General features: G+C 67.2%; 19 protein-coding genes. 6 read left to right on the forward strand and 13 right to left on the reverse strand.

All coding sequences use genetic code 11. The features are described 5' to 3' along the window. Positions 1 to 464 precede the first annotated feature (464 nt). Positions 465 to 1,106: a GntR family transcriptional regulator gene (locus tag B8V81_RS07945; protein ID WP_028600749.1), complete on the forward strand. Its 642-nt coding sequence runs from the start codon at positions 465 to 467 to the stop codon at positions 1,104 to 1,106. Between the two features lie 107 nt (positions 1,107 to 1,213). Here B8V81_RS07945 and trhA read toward each other — a convergent pair whose 3' ends face one another. From trhA to B8V81_RS07965, 4 genes are all read right to left on the reverse strand, one after another. Next, positions 1,214 to 1,858, reverse strand: coding sequence for a PAQR family membrane homeostasis protein TrhA (gene trhA / locus B8V81_RS07950; protein WP_101808092.1), 645 nt, complete (start codon positions 1,856 to 1,858; stop codon positions 1,214 to 1,216). A gap of 93 nt (positions 1,859 to 1,951) precedes the next feature. Further along, entirely contained in the window at positions 1,952 to 2,293 is a 342-nt protein-coding gene (locus B8V81_RS07955) for a hypothetical protein (protein WP_028600747.1), read from the reverse strand. Continuing rightward, complete coding sequence (locus B8V81_RS07960; protein ID WP_101808093.1) at positions 2,290 to 3,030, reverse strand: pirin family protein; 741 nt, start codon at positions 3,028 to 3,030, stop codon at positions 2,290 to 2,292. Before B8V81_RS07960 ends, B8V81_RS07955 begins: the two co-directional genes overlap by 4 nt. 29 nt (positions 3,031 to 3,059) lie before the next feature. Continuing rightward, the gene (locus tag B8V81_RS07965; RefSeq protein WP_101808094.1) at positions 3,060 to 3,785 is read right to left on the reverse strand and encodes a hypothetical protein; all 726 of its coding nucleotides are present in this window, start codon (positions 3,783 to 3,785) and stop codon (positions 3,060 to 3,062) included. 178 nt (positions 3,786 to 3,963) lie between these two features. Here B8V81_RS07965 and B8V81_RS07970 point away from each other — a divergent pair, with 178 nt between their 5' ends. The 5 genes from B8V81_RS07970 (at position 3,964) to speD (ending at position 8,560) form a co-directional block, all read left to right on the forward strand. Continuing rightward, complete coding sequence (locus B8V81_RS07970; RefSeq protein ID WP_101808248.1) at positions 3,964 to 5,265, forward strand: ABC transporter ATP-binding protein; 1,302 nt, start codon at positions 3,964 to 3,966, stop codon at positions 5,263 to 5,265. Then, on the forward strand, positions 5,262 to 5,930 hold the full coding sequence (locus B8V81_RS07975; protein ID WP_101808095.1) for an ABC transporter permease: 669 nt from the start codon (positions 5,262 to 5,264) through the stop codon (positions 5,928 to 5,930). The genes B8V81_RS07970 and B8V81_RS07975 overlap by 4 nt, the downstream gene beginning before the upstream one ends. Then, positions 5,927 to 6,928, forward strand: coding sequence for a glycine betaine ABC transporter substrate-binding protein (locus B8V81_RS07980; RefSeq protein WP_101808096.1), 1,002 nt, complete (start codon positions 5,927 to 5,929; stop codon positions 6,926 to 6,928). The genes B8V81_RS07975 and B8V81_RS07980 overlap by 4 nt, the downstream gene beginning before the upstream one ends. Beyond that, positions 6,925 to 7,665 carry an ABC transporter permease gene (locus B8V81_RS07985; protein WP_425320485.1) on the forward strand — a complete coding sequence of 247 codons (741 nt, stop codon included), beginning with the start codon at positions 6,925 to 6,927 and terminating at the stop codon, positions 7,663 to 7,665. The genes B8V81_RS07980 and B8V81_RS07985 overlap by 4 nt, the downstream gene beginning before the upstream one ends. A gap of 88 nt (positions 7,666 to 7,753) precedes the next feature. After that, complete coding sequence (speD, locus tag B8V81_RS07990) at positions 7,754 to 8,560, forward strand: adenosylmethionine decarboxylase (protein WP_028600743.1); 807 nt, start codon at positions 7,754 to 7,756, stop codon at positions 8,558 to 8,560. Positions 8,561 to 8,701: 141 nt separating this feature from the next. Here the strand turns inward: speD and B8V81_RS07995 are convergent, their stop codons facing one another. The 9 genes from B8V81_RS07995 to B8V81_RS08035 all read right to left on the reverse strand — a co-directional run bounded on the left by B8V81_RS07995 (position 8,702) and on the right by B8V81_RS08035 (position 21,750). Beyond that, positions 8,702 to 10,006 (reverse strand): MFS transporter, encoded by a 1,305-nt coding sequence (locus B8V81_RS07995; protein ID WP_101808098.1) that lies wholly within the window; start codon positions 10,004 to 10,006, stop codon positions 8,702 to 8,704. A 114-nt stretch (positions 10,007 to 10,120) separates the two neighbouring features. Further along, positions 10,121 to 11,278: a winged helix-turn-helix domain-containing protein gene (locus B8V81_RS25975; RefSeq protein ID WP_101808099.1), complete on the reverse strand. Its 1,158-nt coding sequence runs from the start codon at positions 11,276 to 11,278 to the stop codon at positions 10,121 to 10,123. Positions 11,279 to 11,423: 145 nt separating this feature from the next. Continuing rightward, a complete protein-coding gene (locus tag B8V81_RS08005; RefSeq protein ID WP_101808100.1) occupies positions 11,424 to 13,427 on the reverse strand; it encodes a Na+/H+ antiporter in 2,004 nt (667 codons plus the stop codon). Between the two features lie 681 nt (positions 13,428 to 14,108). Beyond that, positions 14,109 to 15,368 carry an ABC transporter substrate-binding protein gene (locus B8V81_RS08010; protein ID WP_180968396.1) on the reverse strand — a complete coding sequence of 420 codons (1,260 nt, stop codon included), beginning with the start codon at positions 15,366 to 15,368 and terminating at the stop codon, positions 14,109 to 14,111. Beyond that, positions 15,361 to 16,149: an ABC transporter permease gene (locus B8V81_RS08015; protein ID WP_101808102.1), complete on the reverse strand. Its 789-nt coding sequence runs from the start codon at positions 16,147 to 16,149 to the stop codon at positions 15,361 to 15,363. Before B8V81_RS08015 ends, B8V81_RS08010 begins: the two co-directional genes overlap by 8 nt. A 147-nt stretch (positions 16,150 to 16,296) precedes the next feature. Then, the gene (locus B8V81_RS08020; protein WP_101808103.1) at positions 16,297 to 17,325 is read right to left on the reverse strand and encodes an ABC transporter substrate-binding protein; all 1,029 of its coding nucleotides are present in this window, start codon (positions 17,323 to 17,325) and stop codon (positions 16,297 to 16,299) included. Positions 17,326 to 17,921: 596 nt separating this feature from the next. Then, positions 17,922 to 19,364 (reverse strand): 4-hydroxyphenylacetate 3-hydroxylase family protein, encoded by a 1,443-nt coding sequence (locus B8V81_RS08025; RefSeq protein WP_028598394.1) that lies wholly within the window; start codon positions 19,362 to 19,364, stop codon positions 17,922 to 17,924. Continuing rightward, complete coding sequence (locus B8V81_RS08030) at positions 19,361 to 20,422, reverse strand: ABC transporter ATP-binding protein (protein ID WP_084136983.1); 1,062 nt, start codon at positions 20,420 to 20,422, stop codon at positions 19,361 to 19,363. Before B8V81_RS08030 ends, B8V81_RS08025 begins: the two co-directional genes overlap by 4 nt. Next, positions 20,419 to 21,750, reverse strand: a complete 1,332-nt coding sequence (locus tag B8V81_RS08035) for a 4-hydroxyphenylacetate 3-hydroxylase C-terminal domain-containing protein (protein ID WP_028598393.1) — start codon at positions 21,748 to 21,750, stop codon at positions 20,419 to 20,421. Before B8V81_RS08035 ends, B8V81_RS08030 begins: the two co-directional genes overlap by 4 nt. Positions 21,751 to 21,829 lie beyond the last annotated feature (79 nt).

Consider the following 21,829-nt stretch of genomic DNA (forward strand, 5'->3'; position numbering starts at 1 on the left):
TTGTATACAAATCATGCCGGTAAAAAACCTGCATGCCCTCGGCATCCAGGCGGAAAAGCGTCTTCCAGCGAAAATCCCCGCTGCTCGAATTCGAGCAAAGAATGGGCTGCTCTATCCTATTCGGACAGCGCTTGTCCGATTCCTGCTGCGCCCGAATGGGGCGGTTGTCCCAGCGTCCGGGTCGCCGCCGGCTCACCCCTATGTATACAATATTCAGTCTGAATCAAAAAAAAGAGAGAGTTATGGAAGAGATCATAACATAGGATTCGAAAACCATCAACGGAATTTTCAGACGTTTCCGATGGCGGCCCCCCAAGCCCGCCTATTATTTCCATTTCAGACGGAAAGAAGCTTGATGAGGCAAGGAGGCAGTGATATGATGGCGGTAGATCATTTGTATACATTATATTGCATAACCATACATAGCAGGATGATCGCCATTACGCCGCAAAGGAGTCTTCGGCATGCAGCTCAAGTATCAATCGTTGAAGGACCATGTCTACGAATATATCGCGCAGCGCATTCAGGACGGCAGCCTGCAGCCCGGCTCCAAGATCAACGAGGCGGAAATCTGCAAGCGGCTCGACATCAGCCGCACGCCGACGCGGGAGGCGCTTTTCCAGCTGTCTTCGGACAATCTGCTCGACTACTTGCCGCGCCGGGGCTTCACGGTGAAGGCGTTCGACCGCAAGAAGAAGGAGGATTACTCCCTCCTGCTCGGCACGCTCGACGCGCTCGCCGCCTCGCTCGCCTGCGAACGGCTGGAGGAACGCGACTGGAAGCAGCTCGACCGGATCGTCGAGGCGATCGAGGACGATCTCGATGCCCATGATTTCGGCGGCTATTATGCCCGCCAGGCGGAATTCCACGACTTTTACCAGAACCGCTGCGGCAACTCGCCGCTCGTCGACAGCCTCCACTCGCTCAAGAACGGCTTCATGCGCCAGAGCTACGCCAGCGACGACAAGGGCCGGCTCGCGTCGCTGCTCCGCCAGGTCAACGCCGAGCATCGGCTGATCGCGCAGCTGTTCCGCGAGCGCGACAAGCTCCGGCTCGAGCAGGCGATCAAGCATCACTGGCGGATCATCGACTTCGACATGATCTGAACAGCTTTCGACCGGCAGCAGCCAAAACAGCCCGCCGCTCGGCTTTCCGACCTATGAGGATCGGAAGCTGGAGCGGCGGGCTCTTTTAAGATAGGGAGCCTCCCCGATCAGCGGGGAAGCACGTACAGCAGGATCGTGAAGAAATGCGCGATCGACCCCGCCAGCACGAACAGATGCCAGACGGCGTGATGGTACGGGAAGCTGCGCCAGACGTAGAACACCGTGCCGACCGTATACAGCAGTCCGCCGGCGATCAGCAGCGTCAGGCCCGCCGGAGCGAGGCTCGCGGTAAGAGGACCCCAGGCGAAAACAACGATCCAGCCCATCAGGATGTACAGCAGCGTCGACGTGAACAGGAAGCGCTTGGTGAAGTACGCCTTGAACACGACGCCGGCGACGGCGATCCCCCAGACGACGCCGAACAGCGTCCAGCCGAGCGATCCGCCGATCGTGTGCAGCACGAGCGGCGTGTACGTGCCGGCGATGAACACATAAATGAACGAATGGTCCAGCACCTCGAGAATGTCCTTCATCCGTCCGTCGCGGAAGCTGTGCACGAGCGTCGAAGCCGTGTACAGCAGCAGCATCGCCGTGCCGTAGATCGTGAAGGTGACGACATGCATCGCCGTCCCCTTCCAGGCGGCGAAAACGATGAGCACGACGAGCGCCGCGATGCTGAGCGCCGTGCCGATGCCGTGGGTGATCGCGTTCGCGACCTCCTCGCGGCGGGTGTACGTATGCGTGTTGGCCATGGGGCCCTCCTTTCCGGTCTTGCTCCATCCTATGGCGTTTGGGCCTGGGCGGTTCCGGCATCGCTCGTTAGACGAGCGGCTCGTCCTTAAAGTCTACACCCGCTCGTTGGAATACGCCACTCTGGCGTTCACCTCGAAGATCGCCTCGCCCGTCGCCGGGTCGTACTGATAGGCAGGCTCGTCCAGATCGTACAGCCAGAACTTGCGGATGCGCTCCTCGCCGCCGTCCGCCTCCGTAATGAAGTGGAAAAAGTTCAGCTGGCCGACGTTCGCTCCGATATAGTCGGCCTCGCGCGGCGTCAGCGCGCTGACGGTGATGATCCAGCCGCGGCCGCCTTCCTCGACATGCGCGGAGAGCTTGTGCTCGGCCGTGTCGATGAGCGTGCGGCCGATGACGAGCTTGATGAGCAGCTTCTCGCTGCGCTTTTCGCTCATGCGCCCTCTCCTCCCCCGGCCGGCGCGCCCGCGCCCATGTCGAGCAGCAGCAGCCGGCCGCCGCCCGCGCCGCCCTTGAGGGAGAGCCGCGACAGGCCGGCCGCCCGCAGCGTATCGCCCTTGAACAGCTCGCCGATGCCCTCGATCTCCGCTTGGCCGTCGATGGCGAACAGATACAGCAGCCGCTCCTCGCGCGTGGAATGCTCGACCGTCATTCCCTCGTCCAGCACGGTCAGATAAAACGTCACGTCCTGATGGATGGCGGCCGCTCCCGGTCCGGCCGCATCGCGGGAGACGATCGGCAGCAGCTGGCCGCGCGCCGACTCGGGATCGAAGACGCTCGTCTCATAGGACGGCTCGAGCCGCCGCGTCTGCGGGGCGAGCCAGATTTGCAGCAGATGGACCGGCTCCTCCGGATCCGGATTGACCTCGGAGTGCACGATGCCGGTGCCGGCCGTCATCCGCTGCACTCCCCCATAGGTCGTGACGGCGCTGTTGCCCGCGCTGTCCTCATGCTTCAGCCGGCCGCTCAGGACGACGGAGACGATCTCCATCTCGCGGTGCGGATGCGCGCCGAAGCCTTTGCCCCCGGCGATGATGTCCTCGTTGAATACGCATAGCGGCCCGAAGCTGCGATTCGCCTCGTCGTAAAACTCCCCAAAGCTGAAGCTGAAGCTGCTTTTCAGCCAGTCGCTCTCGCGGTGGTACCGGTCCTCGTTGCGGATAATGGCCTGCATGGAAGATTCCCCTTTCTTTATTGAATCAGCTAACCTTTTATAAGTGTAGCGGACGAATAGCCGGCTTTCAACCAGGAATAGATCGCGTCGACGGTCTTTTCCAGATTGCTGCGCGAGCTGGCGTCCACATAGGGAAGCTGATGCCGGAAATAGTTCGTATGCCCGCCGATGACCGGCAGCCCCTCCACATGGCCGGGCGCATGGCGGACGCGGCTCCACTGCGGCATCCGTCCGGGAACGGACCGCCAGCCGCCCCAGCCGCCGATGCGCGTGATCGGATCGTCCGGCTTGCCGGCGGCGTCGACCGCGTAGAAATACGCGACCGACGCCTGCAACGCGTCGTCGATCGGCGTCTTGGGCGAGCCGACCTGGGCGACGCGCAGCAGCTCGGCGTCCATGCCGCGCTGATGGAGCAGGCGGGCGGCCTGATAGGCGGCCAGCCCTCCTCCGCTATGCCCGATGAACAGAATCGGGCCAGCCCCGCCGTAGGTGCGCTCGATCTCCTTGACCATCGAGCGCCCGCCGATCCGCGAGGGCAGCACGCGGCGCGCCAGGTCGGAGCGGACCTCCCACACTTGCCGCCAGAGGCTCCGCGAATAGTCGCCGTAGGGGAACAGCGTCTCGAATTCGGCCTCCGTGCCGATCAAGCCGAGCAGCCGCTCGAGGCGGCGCCGGCATTCGTAAAAGGTGGACGGATACGTCGCGACGCCCGCGACATGGTACACCGTCATCTTTGGCGGAAGCTGCTGCTCCATGCTCCGTCCCCCCTTTCCCCGATTGCTAAATTGTAGCATGTTCCGATTCCGCGGCGCCAATTCGGCGGCCGGCGAGGCGAGGCAGGGAGCGGACGGATGAAGCTCCAGCATCAGGAACATACTTTACCCATCGCATGCGCGGCATGAAGCCGCATCCGGAGGTGAAGCGAGGATGACGATGATCCAGATCCGCGACGTGAACAAACGCTATGACGACGGCTTTCATGCCCTCAAGAACATCAATCTCGAATTCCGCCAAGGCGAAATGACCGTGCTGATCGGCCCGAGCGGCTGCGGCAAGTCGACGACGATGCGGCTCGTGAACCGGCTCGTCTCGCCGACGAGCGGCACGGTCGAGATCGGCGGCCGCGACATCCGCTCGATCGATCCGGTCGAGCTGCGGCGCAGCATCGGCTACGTCATCCAGAGCGTCGGCCTGTTCCCGCATATGACGATCGGGCGCAACGTCGCCGTCGTGCCGAGGCTGAAGCGCTGGGACGCGGACAAGACGGCCCGGCGCGTCGACGAGCTGCTCGACATGGTCGGGCTGAAGCCCGACCTGTACCGCGACCGCTATCCGTCGGAGCTGAGCGGCGGACAGCAGCAGCGGGTCGGCGTCGTGCGCGCGCTGGCGGCCGATCCCGACATCATCCTGATGGACGAGCCGTTCAGCGCGCTCGATCCGCTCAGCCGCGAGCAGCTGCAGGAGGACGTGGCGCGGCTCCAGCAGGAGCTGCACAAGACGATCGTGTTCGTCACCCACGACATGGACGAGGCGCTCAAGATCGCCGACCGGATCGTGCTCATGAAGGACGGCGAGGTCGTGCAGAGCGACACGCCGGACCGCATGCTGCGGCGTCCGGCGAACGACTTCGTGCGCACGTTCATCGGGCAGAAGCGGCTCGAGGCCGGCGGAGCGGCGGACGTCGCCGAGCGCGAGGCCGGACCGGATCTCGGCGGCTTCGTGATGGCCGACGGGCCGACGGTGAACGACGTCATGGTGACGCAGCCGGCCGTCACCTATCCGGGACGCGGCCTGGCCGAGGCGATCACGACGATGGAGCGGCGCAAGGTCGACTCGCTCTACGTCGTCGACCGCCAGCGCAAGCTGCTCGGCAGCGTATCCATCTACAACGTGATGGACAGCTACGGCGACGAGGACAAGACGGTCGCCGACGTCATGATGCCGGTGCGCTACTCCGTGCAGTCCGGCACGCCGCTGACGCAGGCGGTCGAGCTGCTGGCGAGCCACCGGCTGCACAACGTCGCCGTCATCGACGAGGGCAGCCGCTTCATCGGCCTCATCACGCGCGGCAGCGTCGTGCGGCATCTGGCGGAGAAGCTGCCGCATGGCGACAACGGGGAGGAGACCGGCTCCTCTACCGGCCTCGGCCCGCATGGCGGCACCAGGGAGGAGCCCCCCGCCAGCTCCTCTACCGGTCTCGGCCCGCAAGGCGGCAATCGGGAGGAGCACTCATGAGCGCCGGCCTCTCTTTTTTTGAGTTTCTCGGCGAGCGGCTGCCGGACCTGCTGCTCGCGCTGCGCGAGCATCTGACGCTGTCGCTGATCGCCGTGCTCATCGGCTCGGCGATCTCGCTCCCGCTCGGCGTGCTGCTCGTCTACAGCCGGATCGGCTGGCTGAACAGCGCCGTCTTTTTCCTTGCGAACCTGCTGCAGACGATCCCGAGCCTGGCGCTGCTCGCCATCCTCATCCCGCTCATGGGCATCGGGGCGCGCCCGGCGGTGCTCGCGCTGCTGCTCTACTCGATCATGCCGGTGCTGCGCAACACGTACGAGGGCTTCCGCTCCGTCGATCCGCATGTGCTGGAGGCGGCGCGCGGCCTCGGCTACTCGACCGCCCAGCGGCTGCTGCGGGTGCAGCTGCCGCTCGCCGTGCCGTACATCATGTCGGGCATCCGGCTGACGACGGTGTACGTCATCAGCTGGGCGACGCTCGCCACGCTCGTCGGCGCGGGCGGCCTCGGCCAGCTCATCGTCTCCGGCATGGGCGTCAACCAGCCGTATCTGATCGTCGCCGGCGCGCTCGGCGCGATCGTGCTGGCGCTCGCCGCCGACCTGCTGCTCGGCTGGCTCGAATCCGCGCTCGGACGCCGCTTCGGCTTGCGGGGAGGTGCGGCGGCATGAGCCTGGCACGGCGATGCGGCGAGCGCGGCACGGACAAGGGACGCTGCGGCTGGCGCTGGCCAAAGGCAGCGACGGCTCTAAAGGCTCTGGCCGGCAAGCCTCGGGCAGCGAGGACGGCGGCGAGCGCCTGCCTCGTCCTGCTGCTGACGCTGGCGGGAGCCGGCTGCGGCGCCCGGCCCGACCTGCGGATCGGGGCGCAGACGTTCACCGAGACGAAGATCCTCGCCGAGATGTACAAGGCGCTCATCGAGCAGAAGACCGGCCTCGACGTCAAGGTCATTCCCGACCTGGCGGCCAGCCCGCTCGTCTTCAGCGCGCTCGACCGCGGCGACATCGACCTGGCGACGCTGTATTCGGGCGAGATTTTCAACAACCACTTCCCGCTGGAGAGCCTGACCAAGGACCGCGCCGAGGTGCTGCGGCAGGCGCAGGAGGGCTTCGACCGCTACTACGGCTTCGACTGGATGGATCCGCTCGGCTTCGAGAACACATACGCCTTCACCGTGCGCCGCCAGGTCGCGGAGGCCAGCGGCTATCGCAGCATCTCCGACATCAAGCCCGACGCGGCCTCGATGCGCTTCGGCGTCGACACGTCCTGGCTGGAGCGGGCTAGCGACGGCTATCCGGCTTTCCGGCAGGAGTACGGCATCTCGTTCGCCAAGGCGTATCCGATGGAGCTGAGCCTCGTCTATACGGCGGTCAAGAACGAGCAGGTCGACATCGTGCTCGCCTACTCCACCGACGCCCGGCTCAAGGCGTTCGATCTCCAGACGCTGCAGGACGACCGCCATTTCTTCCCGCCCTATGACGCCTCGCCGGTCATGCGCAAGGAGATGGAGGCGCTCCATCCCGGCGTCAAGGAGGCGCTGCGGCCGCTGATCGGCGCGATCGACGCGGAGACGATGATCGGGCTCAACTACCAGGTCGACATCGAGAAAAAGAGCGAGCGCGAGGTCGCCCTCGCCTACCTGAAGCAGAAAGGGCTGATTCCGAAGTGACGGAACCGGACATGACGTTCGCCGACTTCGCGGACTATTTCTGGCGCAACCGCGGGCTCATGGGCGAATACTTCCTCCAGCATGTGCAGATGGTCGCCGCCGGCGTCGGGCTCGCCCTGCTGGCCGGCGTGCCGCTCGGCATCCTGTGCATGCGCGGCCGCTGGACGGCGCGCCTCGTCCTCGCCGTGACCGGCATCCTGCAGGTCGTGCCCTCGCTCGCCATGCTCGTGCTGCTCATGCTGTGGATGGGACTCGGCAACGCGACCGTGATGGCCGGGCTGTTCCTCTACTCGCTCAACCCGATCGTGCGCAACACCTACGTCGGGCTGCAGCAGGTGAGCGGCAGCCTGATCGACGCCGCGCGCGGCGTCGGCATGAGCCGCTGGCAGCAGCTGTGGCGCGTGCGCGTGCCGCTCGCGCTGCCGTACATGATGACCGGCCTGCGCGTCGCGGCCGTCATCGCCATCGGCGTCGCCACGATCGCGCCGCTCGTCGGCGGCGACGGCCTCGGCCGCGAGGTGTACGCCGGCATCAACGGCCAGAACTCGCTGCGCATCTACTCCGGCGCGCTGCCGGCCGCGCTGCTCGCGATCGTAGCCGACATCGGCCTCGGAGCGCTCCAGCGCCGGCTCGATCCGGCCGCCGCCCGCTTGCGGCGGCCGCGCGCCGGCGGCGGCGCGTCCGGCAAGGACGGCGCCGATGCGGCCGTGCCGCCGGTGCCGAAGGCGCAGGGCTGAGCGCCGGCGCTCGGGGCCTTTGGGTCATTTTGCCGCGGCCGGGTAATAAGGAAGACGGACTTATCGCAGCGAAGGAGAGGACTGCCGGATGAAACTGACGCACGAGCAAGTGATTCAGCTGCATGGCTTCAACAACCTGACGAAGTCGCTCAGCTTCAACATGTACGACATCTGCTACACGCGCACGAAGGAAGAGCGCGAGGCGTATCTCGCCTACATCGACGAGCAGTACAACTCGGATCGGCTCGACGGCATCCTCCGCCATGTCGCCGACATCATCGGCGCGCATGTGCTGAATACGGCCAAGCAGGACTACGAGCCCCAGGGCGCGAGCGTGACGCTGCTCGTCTCCGAGGGACCGGTCGTCCAGGTGCCCAAGGAAGCGTTCGACGAGTCGCCGGGCCCGATGCCGGCCAACGTCGTGCTGCAGCTCGACAAGAGCCATATCACCGTGCACACGTATCCCGAGTTCCATCCGGACGAGGGCATCAGCACGTTCCGCGCGGACATCGACGTCTCCACCTGCGGCGAGATCAGCCCGCTGAAGGCGCTGACGTACCTGATCTCCTCGTTCGATACCGACATCATGACGATCGACTACCGGGTGCGCGGCTTCACGCGCGACATTACCGGGCACAAGCTGTTCATCGACCATGACATCAGCTCCATCCAGAACTACATTCCCGACGAGGCGCAGGATCTGTTCCATATGATCGACGTCAACGTCTATCAGGAGAACATCTTCCACACGAAGTGCAAGCTCAAGCAGTTCGACCTCGACAACTACTTGTTCGGCTACACCCGGGACAAGCTGAGCCGCGCCGAGCAGGACGAGATCACGGAGAAGCTCAAGGCCGAGATGGATGAGATCTTCTACGGAAAAAACATGAGCTGACCGCCGCGGAAAAGGAAAGACGCCCCGCCGAATGGACATCGGCGCCCCCCAGGGGGCCGAGCCGATGACGATTCGATGAGGCGTCTTTTTTCGCATGGCGTCGACGACGCAGGAGCGGCGGCGCGCGTCCGTCAGCGGCGCTCAGCCTTGGGCCGCGCGGACGGGAGGCGGGCTCTGGACGGGCGCCGCGGCCGGCCACAGCCGGCCTGCGAGCAGCAGGCCTCCGACGCCGACGACCGCGATCAGGGCTCCGAGACCGGCAAAGATGAGGCGCGGTCCGGCCAGGCCGACGAGCAGCCCGCCGAGCAGCGGCGCCACGATCATGACCGTGCCCAGCACCATGCTCTGGATGCCGAACACCCTTCCCGTCATGGCGGGAGGCGTCTCCTTCTGCAGGCAATAGCTGAAGGCGACCATGAACATGCCGTTGCCGGCGCCGAGCAGCAGGCCGAGCAGCAGGACCGGCAGCGCGTCGACGCCGGGCTGCAGCAGGCCGAGCCCGGCGATGGCAGCGCCGATCATCGCGTAGCCTCCGCCGAGCCGGACGCCGTGGCTGAGCTTCGCTCCGGCGCGGTTCATCAGGGCGATCATGCCCACCGCTCCGGCGCCCGCCGCGGCGATGAGCCAGCCCAGCAGCTCGTCCCGCTCAGGGGCGATCGCGAGGAACAGGCTGGCGAACTGGAAGTCGACGATCTGGATGAGCAGCGTGCCCGCCAGGCCGAACAGCATCGTATTGCGCAGCAGGCGCGAGCGGAGGATGAAGCTCCAGCCCTCCCGCCACATCTGCCGGGCCGGAATCGGCGGAGGGCCGCCATCGCCGGCGCCCGCCGGCGCCCCAGCGCCGCGGGCGGAGCCGGACGCCGCGGCCTCCGGCCTGACGAAGAGCAGCAGCAGGCAGGAGAGCAGCCGCAGGACGGCATTGAGGGCGATGCACCAGCCCGGCGAAAGGACGCTCAGCGTCAGTCCGCCGAGCAGAGGTCCGGCGATCTTGGAGCTTTGGTTCACGAGGCCGTTCAGCGAGGAGGCCTGCAGCAGCTGATCCTCGCGGACGAGGCTGCGGGTCAGCGCCTGCTGGGCCGGCACATTCAGCGAGGAGACGGCCGACCGCAGGGCGAGCAGCGGCAAGAGCGCGTATAGGTTCGGCGCGAGCAGCAAAGAGGCCGTCAGCAGCGCCGTAGCCAGATCGCAAAGGCGCATCAGCTTGAGCTTGTCGACCCGGTCGGCGATGACGCCGGCAAAGGAGCCGAACGCGATGCCGGGCAGAGCGAGGCTGACGGGGATGAGAGCCAGCATGAGCGGGCTCGCTCCCCAGCGGTAGGCGACGAGCACCTGGATGGCGATCATGTCGAACCAGTCGCCGAAGACGGCGAACGTATAGGCGCCCAAGACGCGCCTGTACGCCTTGTTGGCCAGCAGGCCGCGGCCTGCTGCGGATGGATGGGTCATGGCGGATCTCTCCTGTCCGGCGGGAAGCCGTTGGTTGAGATCCACTTTAGCGGCGGAATGTCAGAGGATGATCAGAGGAGCGCCAAAAAATCCGTCCGGGGCGCGCCGCTGAAATCAGCCCTGCAGTCCGGCCTCGAGCTCCCGTCCGATCCGGCTCAGCAGGCCGGGCAGGCCGCAGCGGGCGGACTCCTCCGCGAACTGCCCCTCGTACCGGCGGACGGCGGCCGCCGCGCCGGGGACCGGCATCTGCCGGCAGAGCTGCACGATGCGGAACAGTCCGAGCAGCTTGATCGGCACGAAGCCGGAGATGTCCAGGACGCCGAGCCCCTCGTCGATCCTCGCCTCCCCCGCCTTGCGGTCGCCGGCGCGCAGGCGCCTCAGCCCGCTGACGATCTGGAAGCTGCCGATCTCCCTCAGGAAGGGCTGTTCGGCCAGCAGCCTTTCGATGCGGGCTTCCAGAGCCTGAAGCCGCTCATCGTCCGTCTCCATGTAGAGCCGGGCGTACAGCTCGGAGACGGCCGCGGGCGTCTCGAAGCTCTTGAAGCCGGGATCGCGGGCGATCCGCTCCCGGGTGTGCCGGAGCCGCTCCAGCGCGGCCTCCGGCCGGCCCGACGCCGCATACAGATCCAGGATGTTGAGCAGCTCCACCTCGCGATGCTGGCTCTCCGGCAGCCGTCCGGAGGCGAGCGCCCGCTCGCAGTAGGCGAGGCTTTCCTCGGGCTTGCCGGCGAACAGGAAGAACAGCAGCAGCCAGTACAGCCGCTCCGGCGGCCTCAGGCCGCCGCCGTCCAGCAGCCATTGCACGTCGCCTTGCACGAAGCGGGTGTAGACGGCATAGAACGGGTCCAGCTCGAACCCGAGCACATCCTGCTGGCGGGCCAGCGCCAGCATCGACTTGCCCTGGCCGTAGCGATGGTATTTGACGAAAATCTCCCGCATCTGCTCCTGCAGCTCTCCGTCCTGCGCGGAGGGCTTGCCCGGATCGCCGCCGCCGCCGCCGATGGTCAGGACATAGCCGAAGCCCCGCACGGTGCGGATTTCGACTCCGTCGAGCGGGGCCAGCTTTTTGCGCAGCCGGTAGATATGGTCGTCGACCGTCCTTTCGACCGGATACTCGCGCGGCCATACGCGGTCGAGCAGCTGCTCGCGGCTGAAGGCCTGCCCCTGGTTGCGGCTAAGGAATCGAAGCAGGGCATATTCCTTCGGCAGGAGCTCGATCGACACCCCTTCCGTCGACACGGCATATCCGTTCTCGCTGAATTCCAGTCTCATGACGATGCTCCTTTTCAAGATCCTGGCGCCATTATAGCATGCTCTCCGCGAGAGCCGCTTCCCTGCGGATGTCCAAGCAAAAAGCAGTCCCGTCCTCGGCCTTGGCCGAGAACGGGACTGCAAGGAACGGATGCGGCGGCGGCCGTCAGTGGGCCGCGTGCGTGCCGAGCTGCTCGTTCTCGTGCAGGCTCGCCTCGCGATAATTGACGTACACGCGCAGCTTGGCCGCGAGCTTGCGGTCGATGCCGCCTTCCTCGAACAGCCGCTGGATCTCGTTGCGCTCGGCCTGCACCGCCTTCTGCTCCAGCTCGCGGCGCTCGGCGGCAGTGCCCGTCTCGCCCCGCCCGAACCGGTCTCCGCGCAGGCGCAGCGCCATCTCGCGATAATGGCCCAGCATCGCCTGGATGAGGTCCGGGCTGTACTCGCCCTCAAGCTCGCGCAGGCGCTCGATCGAGGCGCCGATGGCCGCCTGCTTGAGATCCTTGTACTCTTCCTTCACCCGCTCGGCCTTCAGACGCGCCTTGCGCAGGCGGCCGCGCTTGGTGAACAGCCGGATGAACAAGCCGTACAGCAGCGCCGCCAGCAGCTTGAAGCGGTTCGTCAGCGCCAGCTCGACGCGGTTCAGCGACGACTGGAACGCCTCCTCCAGCTGCGGCGTGATGCGCCCGTCGGCCAGCCATTCGCGGGCGAGCCGGCGCTCGGCCTCCAGCGCTTCCAGCCGCAGCGGCACGACCGCCGAGCGGGACTCCGTGTCGGCCGCCAGGCCGATGCGCAGCTCCTGCAGCCGCTGGGCGTAATCGGCCTTGATCGCAAGCGCCGCCGCCTGGTTGTCCTCTCGCATCTCGGCCTGCACCGTGCTCAGGCCGGCTTCCAGCACCTTGATGCGCGCCCGCCGCTCCGCTTCCTTGGCGGCGGCCTCCGCGCCGACCTTCGGCGCCGCCCCCGGCTCGCGGGTGAGCAGCGGCAGGAAGACGCTCGCGATGACGAGCGTCAGCAGGATGACGCCGGCGCAGATGAACAGGATGAGGCTGCGCTCCGGGAACGGCGAGCCGTCGCCGAGCAGCAGCGGGATCGAGAACGCGCCCGCCAGCGTCACGGCTCCCCGCACGCCGGACAGCGCCGTCAGCAGCGCCGGCTTCCAGCGGCGGTCGCTCGCCCATACCCAGACGAAGCGCAGCGCCAGCAGCAGCGCCGTAATCGCGAAGATATAGCCGATGACCTGGCCGTTGTGGTAATTCGGATCCTCCCATATTTTCGTGATGACGGCCGGAATCTCGAAGCCGAGCAGCATGAACACGAGGCCGTTCAGGCAGAACAGGATGACCGACCAGGTGCTGTCGGACACGACGTTGAGGCGGATCGTCGACGGTCCCATCCGGTCGCGCTCGACGGCATGCACGACGCCCGCCGCGACGACGGCGAGGATGCCCGACACATGCAGATGCTCGGCGGCAAGGAAGATGAGGAACGGCGTCAGGATGAGGATCAGCATGTGGACGGTGATGTCCTCCATCCCCCAGCGCCGCAGCCACACCCGCAGCCAGACGGCGGCGAAGCCGAGCGCCGCGCCGACGGCGAGTCCGCCGAGCGCGATGACGATGAAGCTGCCGGCCGCATGCGTGATCGAGAAATACCCCGTCACCGTCGCCGCGATCGCAAAGTTGAACGCGACGAGGCCGGAGGCGTCGTTCATGAGCGCCTCGCCCTCGAGCAGGCGCAGGATGCCGCCGGGCAGCTTGGCCCGGCCGGAGATCGAGCCGACCGCGACCGCGTCGGTCGGCGACAGGATCGCGGCGAGCGCGAACGCGGCCGACAGCGGAATGGCCGGGATCAGCCAGTGGATGAACGGCCCGACGAGCAGCACGGTCGCGAAGACGAGGCCCAGCGCCAGCAGCAGGATCGGCGAGCGCAGCCGCCACAGCTCCTCGCGCGGGGTGATCTTGCCGTCATTGAACAGCAGCGGCGCGATGAACAGCACGAAAAACAGCTCCGGCTCGAACGGCACATGATGCACGAACGGCATGTACGCCGCCGCGATGCCGAGCCCGATCTGGATGATCGGCACCGGAACGAACGGGATGAGGCGCTGGATGACGTTCGAGGCTCCGATCATGACCAGCAGCGCCATCGTCAGCAGAAAAATCTCCATGATTCCATCAAGCTCCTTCAGCGAATGAACAGCCTTATGAGGCAGTATCTTATTACTTTACCATAAGAAAGCAGGCTGAGCCTAACCGGGACGCGACGCCCTGCGCCCAGGCGGGACGCCAGCGTCGAGCGGCATGCCTGCATCAAGGCGGCATGCCAGATCAAGGCGACACGCCAGCATCGCGACGCACGCCCGATTAAGGCGGACGCCTGCATCCTCGCGGCACGCCAGATCAAGGCGGCATGCCTGCATCGCGCGGAATCGACCATAGTCCGATCTCTAAAGCAGCCCGATTTCTAGAGCAGCCCGCCCCAGCAGCGCCCTCCCGTCGGCCCCCTCCACCCGCATCTCCAACGATACTCACAGACGTTATTTCCTTCAAAAGAGGCTCGTTAAAAACGTAACGATACTCAGCGAGCTTATTGCTCCAAAAAAGAGCTTTTGCCATGCCGAAACGACTGAATAGCGCTCGCCAGTATCATTAGATTGCCAAAAACCTCCGATTCGACAAAATAAGGCTTCTCCGTATCGCTAGAGCGTCTATGCAATCCCGCTGTCAGGCTTGCATGCCTCGACATGATGCCGGCGCTGCGAGAGTGAAGCTCATGAAATAAAGAAGCGTTCCGCCCGGCACTTTCGAGCCGATTGGAACGCTTCTTTCGATATTAAGCATGGGGAATCTTATTCCGGAGCTCGCAGCAGCTCCGTCATGTCGATCGGGCTCGCGCGGAGGCCGAGCTCGGCCAGCGCGTCGGCGAGCCGCTGCTCCTCCGCCTGGATGCCGGGCAGCAGCGGAGCGGTGCCGAAGCTTTTGCGCTCGAACAGGCGCAGCCACTGCAGATGCGTGACGTCCGTCTGCTCGCTGAGCCGCTCCGCCGCGTCATGATAGTCGCGCAGCAGGTACTCGTCCTGCATGCCGTACGCCCAGACGACCGCCTCCAGCAGCTCGCCGCGGCTCGCCTCGTTCTCGGCCGTCGTCAGCAGCAGCTCGCGCAGGCCGACGGCGCCCGCGATCGCCTGTCCGTCCGCGAGCACGCGGGCGTCCAGCGACTCCAGCCGCGTCAGCTCCGGCTCCTGCGCCGCCCATGCGTCGAGGCTTCCTTTGCGAAAAGAGCGGATCAGCTCCACCGGCGACAGCGGCCGCAGCTCGACCTCCGCCTCGGACAAGCCGGCTTGGCGCAGCGCCTGCAGCAGCAGCGCGTGGCTGTTGCTGCGCGGCACGTAGCCGATCGTCCGCCCGCGCAGCCCGGCGACGTCCCCCGGCTCGCTTCCCTCGCGGGCGACGATCGCATAGGCCTGCGGGTTGGACGGCTCCGCCGCCAGCGCCCGCAGCCCGTCGCCGGCTTCATGCAGGCTCGCCAGCGCCGCATCGTCCGCCTCGCCGAAGTCGGCCTCGCCGCTCTGCACGGCCCGCACGAGAGCGGCGCTGTCCACGTACTCGCGCCAGGCGAGCTTGACGCCCGCAGCCGCGGCAGCCTGCCGCAGCGCCTCGTCCTCGCGCAGCAGCACGCGCGGGCTGTCTTTGACGTAGCCGATCGTCAGCCGCTTCGGGTCGAGGCTGCGATCCGCCCATGCGGATTCTCCGCTGCCGGAGCTGCTGCCGAGGCCGCCGCCCGCGCTTCCGCCGGCGAGGCCGGGCAGTCTGCCGAAGCCTGCGAGCGCCAGCAGCGCGATGCTCGCGGCGACCAGCGCGGCCAGCCGCCAAGGCGATGCCGGTCCAGTCCGGCCGCCGGGCCGCTTGCCGGACCGCAGCCGAGCGCCGCGCCGGCGTCCGCCGCTCTCCTCCGCCGCCGCAAGCTGCGAAGCGCCGCCGGCAGCCTCCGCGGCTGCGCGGTCCGAGGCGCCGCATCCGTCCGGCCACGACGGAAGTCCGGCCGGCAGCGAAGCCGATGCCAGCGGATCGCTCCAGCGCTGCCGGTCGGGCCGGCCTTCCTCAGCCATGAGCGGCCAGACCTCTCCGCCAGCGCGTGAACCGCCTTTCCACCCAAGCCAGGACGTAATTGAGCAGCAGGCCCATCGCCGCGAGCAGCAGGATGCCGGCATACATGTCGGGGATCTGGAAGATCTCCTGCGAGTTGAGCGTGTAGAAGCCGAGTCCCGCCGAAGCCCCGATCATCTCGGCGGCGACGAGCGCCGTGATGCAGTTCGCTCCGCCGAGCCGGATGCCGGTGAAGATGCTCGGAGCCGCCGACGGCAGGATGACCCGGAAAAACAAGTACGCCTGCGACGCGCCCATCGAGCGGGCCGAGTCGATCAGCAGCTTGTCGGCGGAGCGCACCCCGCCCACCGTGTTCAGCAGGATCGGCCAGAACGACGCCCAGAGGATGATCGCCGTCTTGGACGCTTCCCCGATGCCGAGGAAGAGGATGAATACGGGCAGCAGGGCGAACGCCGATATTTGCCGGAACAGCTGCAGCAGCGGATCGAGCAGCGCCTCGACGCGGCGGAACCAGCCGATCAGCAGGCCGAGCGCGATGCCGCCCGCGGCCGCCAGCAGCAGGCCCGACAGCGAGCGGCTCAGGCTGGCCGACCCATGCTCCCATGCCGCTCCGCTGCTCAGCAGCTCCCAGACGGTGGCCGCCACGACGGAAAACGGGCTGAGATAAGCCTCGCTGATGACGCCGAGCCGGGGCAGCAGCTCCCAAAGGACGAGGAACGCGACGATCGCCGCGCTCCGTTCTACGATTCGTCCCGCCGAGAAGGCGGACGAGGGTCGAGCCATGAGCATCTTCTCCTTTTCGCGCAGACCGCTTGGCCGCAATGCATTATGTCGTTATGGCGTTATGGCGTTATGGCGTTATGGCGTTATGGCGTTATGGCGTTATGGCGTTATGGCGGTGCGATGCTAGTCCGTTCTGACGTTATGCCGCTAGGCCGAGCCGGACGCGTTCGGGTTGAATTCGTTCGTATAGACGTCCTTCACCTTCACCTTGCCCTTGTCGATCTTGCCGTTCTCTTCGAGAATATCGATATAGTACTGGATCGGCGGCTCGGTGACGACCAGGTCCTCGACGTAGGCGAAGCGGTCGATGTACTCCACGTTCATGTTCAGCCGCTTCGCGATGATCGCCTTCGCCTCCTCCGGATGGTCGTTCACCCAGTTGGCCGTCTTGGCGATCGTCGCGACGAAGTCGCGGACCGCCTCCGGATGCTTGCGGGCGAACTCGCCGTTGGCGCTGTACGGCGCCATGCCGCCGAGGCCGCCGTCGAGGTCGTAGTCGCTCCACAGCTGCGTGAACTTCTCGTTCTTGCCGGCGCGGCCGGAGAACGGCGCGTGGATGATCGCCAGGTCGATGCCGCCCTGCTCCAGCGTCTGCTCCTGCTTGTCGTCCGGCACGACGAGGAACTTGATCTTGCTCACGTCGACGCCCTGCTCCTTGAAGTATTTCTTGGACACGAACTCGGCGCAGGCGCCGAAGCTGTTGATGCCGATCGTCTTGCCCTCGAGGTCCTTGGCCTTCTTGATGCCGGAGTCCGCCCGGGCGAAATACTTCATGTGCGGAGCGTCCTCCAGCGTCTTGCCGCCGGCGGAGACGACCTTGATGTCGGCGCCGCTGGCGATCGCCGAGATGACGAGAGGCACCATCCGCGAGCCGAAGTCGATGTCTCCGGTGCCGACGAGCGGGATGATCTGCGGCGCGGCGATCTTGCCGACATATTTCGGCCGGGTGGACGTGCCGTCGAAGTAGCCGAGCTCGTCCGCCAGATAGACGAGGTCGAAGCCGGGGTTGTCGGGGTACTTGAACTCGACGATTTCTTTGCCGCCGGCTCCGGCCGCGGCTTCCGCCGGCTCGGCCGGCTCGTTCTTGCCGCAGGAGGCGAGCAGCGCCGCGGCGGCGATGACGGCGAGCGCCGTCAGGCTCGTTCGGCGCATGGCGTGGATGCGGATGGCTTTCATTGATAGATAGGCTCCTTTCGAATCTATGGATAAGGGGCTGTCGGAAAAGAGGGGCGGTTGAGCGATGCGTCGGCCCGGGCTTTGCCCCGAAACAAGGGAACTTCTTCCCTTGTTCGCGCTTGGACCCGGGCTTTGCCCCGAAACAAGGGAACTTCTTCCCTTGTTCGCGCGCGGACCCGGGCTTTGCCCCGAAACAAGGGAACTTCTTCCCTTGTTCGCGCGCGGACCCGGGCTTTGCCCCGATACAAGGGAACTTCTTCCCTTGTTCGCGCGCGGACCCGGGCTTTGCCCCGAAACAAGGGAACTTCTTCCCTTGTTCGCGCGCGGACCCGGGCTTTGCCCCGAAACAAGGGAACTTCTTCCCTTGTTCGCGCTTGGACCCGGGCTTTGCCCCGAAACAAGGGAACTTCTTCCCTTGTTCGCGCGCGGACCCGGGCTTTGCCCCGATACAAGGGAACTTCTTCCCTTGTTCGCGCGCGGACCCGGGCTTTGCCCCGAAACAAGGGAACTTCTTCCCTTGTTCGCGCGCGGACCCGGGCTTTGCCCCGAAACAAGGGAACTTCTTCCCTTGTTCGCGCGCGGACCCGGGCCCCGCTTCAGCTGCCGAGGCGGGAAAGCGTGCGGGCGATCAGCGCGCTCTTGTCGTATTCGGCGTACTGGGCCGCATAGGTGCGCGCGGGATCGCCGGCGTAAAAGCGCTCGTACAACTCATGCCGCGCGCCGAGCGGGCTGCCGACGAGATCCCAGGCGAGCTTGAGCAGCCGCACGCGCTCGGGAGCGCCGCGGTCCGCTCCGCCGTAGGCGCTGTGCAGCAGCGGCGCCAGCGCGCCGCCCGCCAGCGTGTCCAGCTCGCGCGCCGTCGCCGGTGTCTGCAGCATGCCTGCGCCGGACAGCTGCTGCAGAATCTCGATGGCGCGCGGGTAGTAGCGGTTGCCGAGATTTTTGGCCGTCGTCAGCGGAGCGAGGCGAGGCTCCCGGACGCCCGACTCATGGCGCTCGGCTCCATCCTCCGCCGCCAATAGCAGCGCGCGCACCGACTCGGCCTGGCGCTGCAGCTCGGACAGCTTGGCCTGCACATGGCCGAAGCGCGCAATGCCGATGCTCTCGGCCAGCTCCTGCCCGACGGCGGCGGTGAATTCCAGCTTGGCCAGCAGCCGCGCGATGTTCTCATGGATGCTGAGCGAGGCGGCGAGCCGATCCGAGCGGATTTTCCAGATGGCGGCCGGATCGTCGTGGATGAACACCCTTTCCCAAGGAATGAGCGCATCGTCGAACACGAGCACGGCGTCCAGCTCGTCGTAGCGGCCGGACAGCGGATGGTCCTCCGTATCCTCGGCATGGAACGGCTCGCGGCAGACGAGGTGCAGGCCCGGATAGGACACCGGCACCGCGAACATGACGGCGTAGCGATGCTCCGCCTGCTGCTTGGGGCTGTGCGGCGACACCATGATCTCGTCCATGTACGGCGCGCCGGTGGCGATCATCTTGGAGCCGCGCACGATCAGGCCGTCCTCCGTCTCGCGCACGATGCGCAGCGCCGCATAGGCGTCTCCCAGCTCGGAGGTGAGCTTGGAGCGGTCGACCTGCGGATCGTGGCCGGCCGCCGTCAGCAGCAGGTCGTTGTCCCGCACATAGCGGAAATACGCGTCGAGCTTGTCCGGAAACTGCGGCTGCTCGGCCGCGATGAGGCTTCGCCGCTCGTGCCATGCCGCCAGCTGCGCGCGGTAAAAGCCGCCGATCCGGCTCATGACGCCGAACGTCGCCGCCGACCACAGGTAGAACGCCTCGCGGCGGCCGGCCAGCTCCTGCGGGCTGCGCGGATTCTGGAACGCGCGGTTCGCCCGCGCGCCCGTATCCTCGGTCCGGTACGTCAGCCTCGGCCCGAGCTCCGGATCGTCCTGCAGGTCCATGACGGCCGCGACCGAGCGCGCCGTGCCGCGCAGCGCCTCATGCTCGCGGATGTCGCCGGCGGGCTTGCCGCCGATCCAGACGTTGCGGCCGTCGTTCAGCCGCTCGAGATATCGGCTGCCGGCGCTCATCGCGACTCTCCTGCAGCGGCCGCGCTGACAAGAGCGGGAGCCTCGCCATGTCCGGCCTTGGCCGGAGCCGCTTCACTCGCCCCGATAGGCTCCGTACTGGCCGAAAGCTGCGCCTGTACGGGCTCGAGCTTGACCCGGTCCGGTTCAACCGCCCCCGCCCCTGCTTGCACCGCTACCCTCTCTTCCAGAGCAGCCTTCCCTCTTCCGCCCGCCTCCGCCTCATGCCCTCTCGCCGCCTCCCCGGCTCCGGACAGCGCCTCCTCGCGCAGCAGCCGGTCCGTCTGCTCGACCTCGTCCTGCAGGATCGCGGCGGCCTGCCTGCGCAGCGCCACGAACGCTTCCTCGCCCCGGATCGAGGCCGGACGCGGCCGCTCCAGCGGGATGTCGAGGATCGCCTTCACCCGGCCGGGACGGGCGGTCATGACCGCCACCCGATCCGACAGGTAGACCGCTTCGTCCAGGCTGTGCGTGATGAAAACGATCGTCTTGCGGCTCGCCTCCCAGATGCGGAGCAGCTCGGCCTGCATCGTTTCCCGCGTCTGCGCGTCCAGCGCTCCGAACGGCTCGTCCATGAGCAGCACGTCGGGATCGTAGGCGAGCGCCCGGGCGATCGCCACGCGCTGCTTCATGCCGCCGGACAGCTCATGCGGATAGCGGTCCTCGAACGCCTCCAGCCCGACGAGCCGGATGTAATGCCGAGCCTTCTCCCTCCGCTCCTTGGCGCGCACGCCGCGGATCTGCAGCCCCGTCTCCACGTTGTGCAGCACCGTCCGCCACGGAAACAGCGCGTAGCCCTGGAACACGACGCCGTTGCGGCGGCTCACTCCCGTCAGCGGCTGGCCGTCCACCGTGATCACGCCTTCCGTCGGCTTGGCCAGGCCCGCCAGCATGCCGAGGAACGTCGACTTGCCGCAGCCGCTCGGGCCGAGCACGCTCATGAACTCGCCCTCGCGGATCTGCAGGCCGAAGTCCTGGAGCACCTCCAGCGAAGCGCGGGCGGCTCCTCTCCCCGACGCGTAGGCCATGCGGATGCCCCGCGCCTCGATTTTGACCGTCATTCGTCCTCCCCCTTTCGTCGCTGCGCCGAGCCGACCGTCCGCCCCGCTTCCCAGCTTTGCCAAAAGCTCCGGTACAGCCCCCGCAGCCGCTCCGCCGGATAGCGGCTCCAGCTGGCAGCGGCCCGCTGCTCGTCGCTGCCCCAGGCGAGCAGCCCGAGCTGCAGCTCCCGCGCGCGCCGGCCGCTGCTCCAGCAGCGCGCCCGCTCCGCCAGCGCCGCTTCCCCGGATGCGGCCGCATCGGCGGAAGCCGCAGCGCCGGAACGGCCGGCGCTCCGCACCGGGACGGCGATTCGCCAGCCCGCCGCTTCCGGCAGCAGCGCCGCCGCCTCGCGAAGCGCCGCGCCGCTCTCGGCGAGCGCGGCGTAGAGCGGAACCTCCGCGGGCAGCCAGACGCCGCCCGGCGCGGCGGCCGCCTCCCGCTCCGCCGCCAGCAGCAGCGCCCGCTGCGTCTCCAGCCGCTGCACGAGCAGCCCGAGCCGGCTGCCGAGCTCCAGCTCCGGCGTCCGGCCGCCGCGCTCGGCCAGCGCGAACGCGAGCCCGACTAGCTCCTCGAGCCGCTCCAGCTCCCGCGCCGCGCGCTGGAAGTCCGCCAGCCCCGCGAACGGCGGCTCGCTCAGCAGCAGCCGCACCCGGTCCGCATCGCCTTGGACCAGCACCCGCTCCTGCGGCACGAGCACCCGCCGCAGCCGCAGCTCCAGCGCGGCGTCGCCTTCCTGCCATGGGCCGAGCTCGGCGCCGGGACTCGCGATCGGCACGAGCAGCAGCGCCGACGGCGGACCGTCCGGCTGCTCCGGCACGGCGAGCAGCAGCTCGGCTGCGAGCAGCGCCTCCGCAGGGACCGGCTGGACTCCCGTCAGCAGCAGGCCGTCCGCCGACGGCTGAAGCAGCGGCGCGCGGTCGCCGGATGCCGTTCTTTCGGGCTGCAGCGGAAATGGCGCGTACACCGGCAGGCGGCGCTCCTCCCGCAGCGCTCGCACGATCGCCCGGGCACGGCGGGAGAAGTCCCCGCCGATATCCAGCGCCTCGCCGAAGGCGTCCCAGGCCGACAGCAGCGCGAGCGCGTAATCCGCGAATCCGCCCTGCAGCAGGCTGCCGCCGTCCGCCGCCTCGCGCCAGCCGCCTCTCAGCGCCGCCAGCTCGCCGCGCGAGCGCGGCGCGGCGGGGAACCGCTCCCACGGGTCCTCGCCCTTGCGCAGCCAGTCGGCGAGCTTCCTTCTTTCCTGCCGCAATCCGTCAAGCTCCTTGGCCTGCCGCAGCGGCGGCTCGCCCTCCGCCTCTTCCAGCCGCAGCCCGGCTTGGCCGGCGTGCGGCCACGGTCCAGCGCTCATCGCTACCTCTCCTCGTCGGATAGAATGAAAAAAGGCCTTTGGTCCCGGCAGGACGAGCGGACGCTCGCGAGCCGGAACA

The sequence above is a fragment of the Paenibacillus pasadenensis genome (genome assembly GCF_002864175.1).
Classification (GTDB): domain Bacteria; phylum Bacillota; class Bacilli; order Paenibacillales; family Paenibacillaceae; genus Paenibacillus_O; species Paenibacillus_O pasadenensis.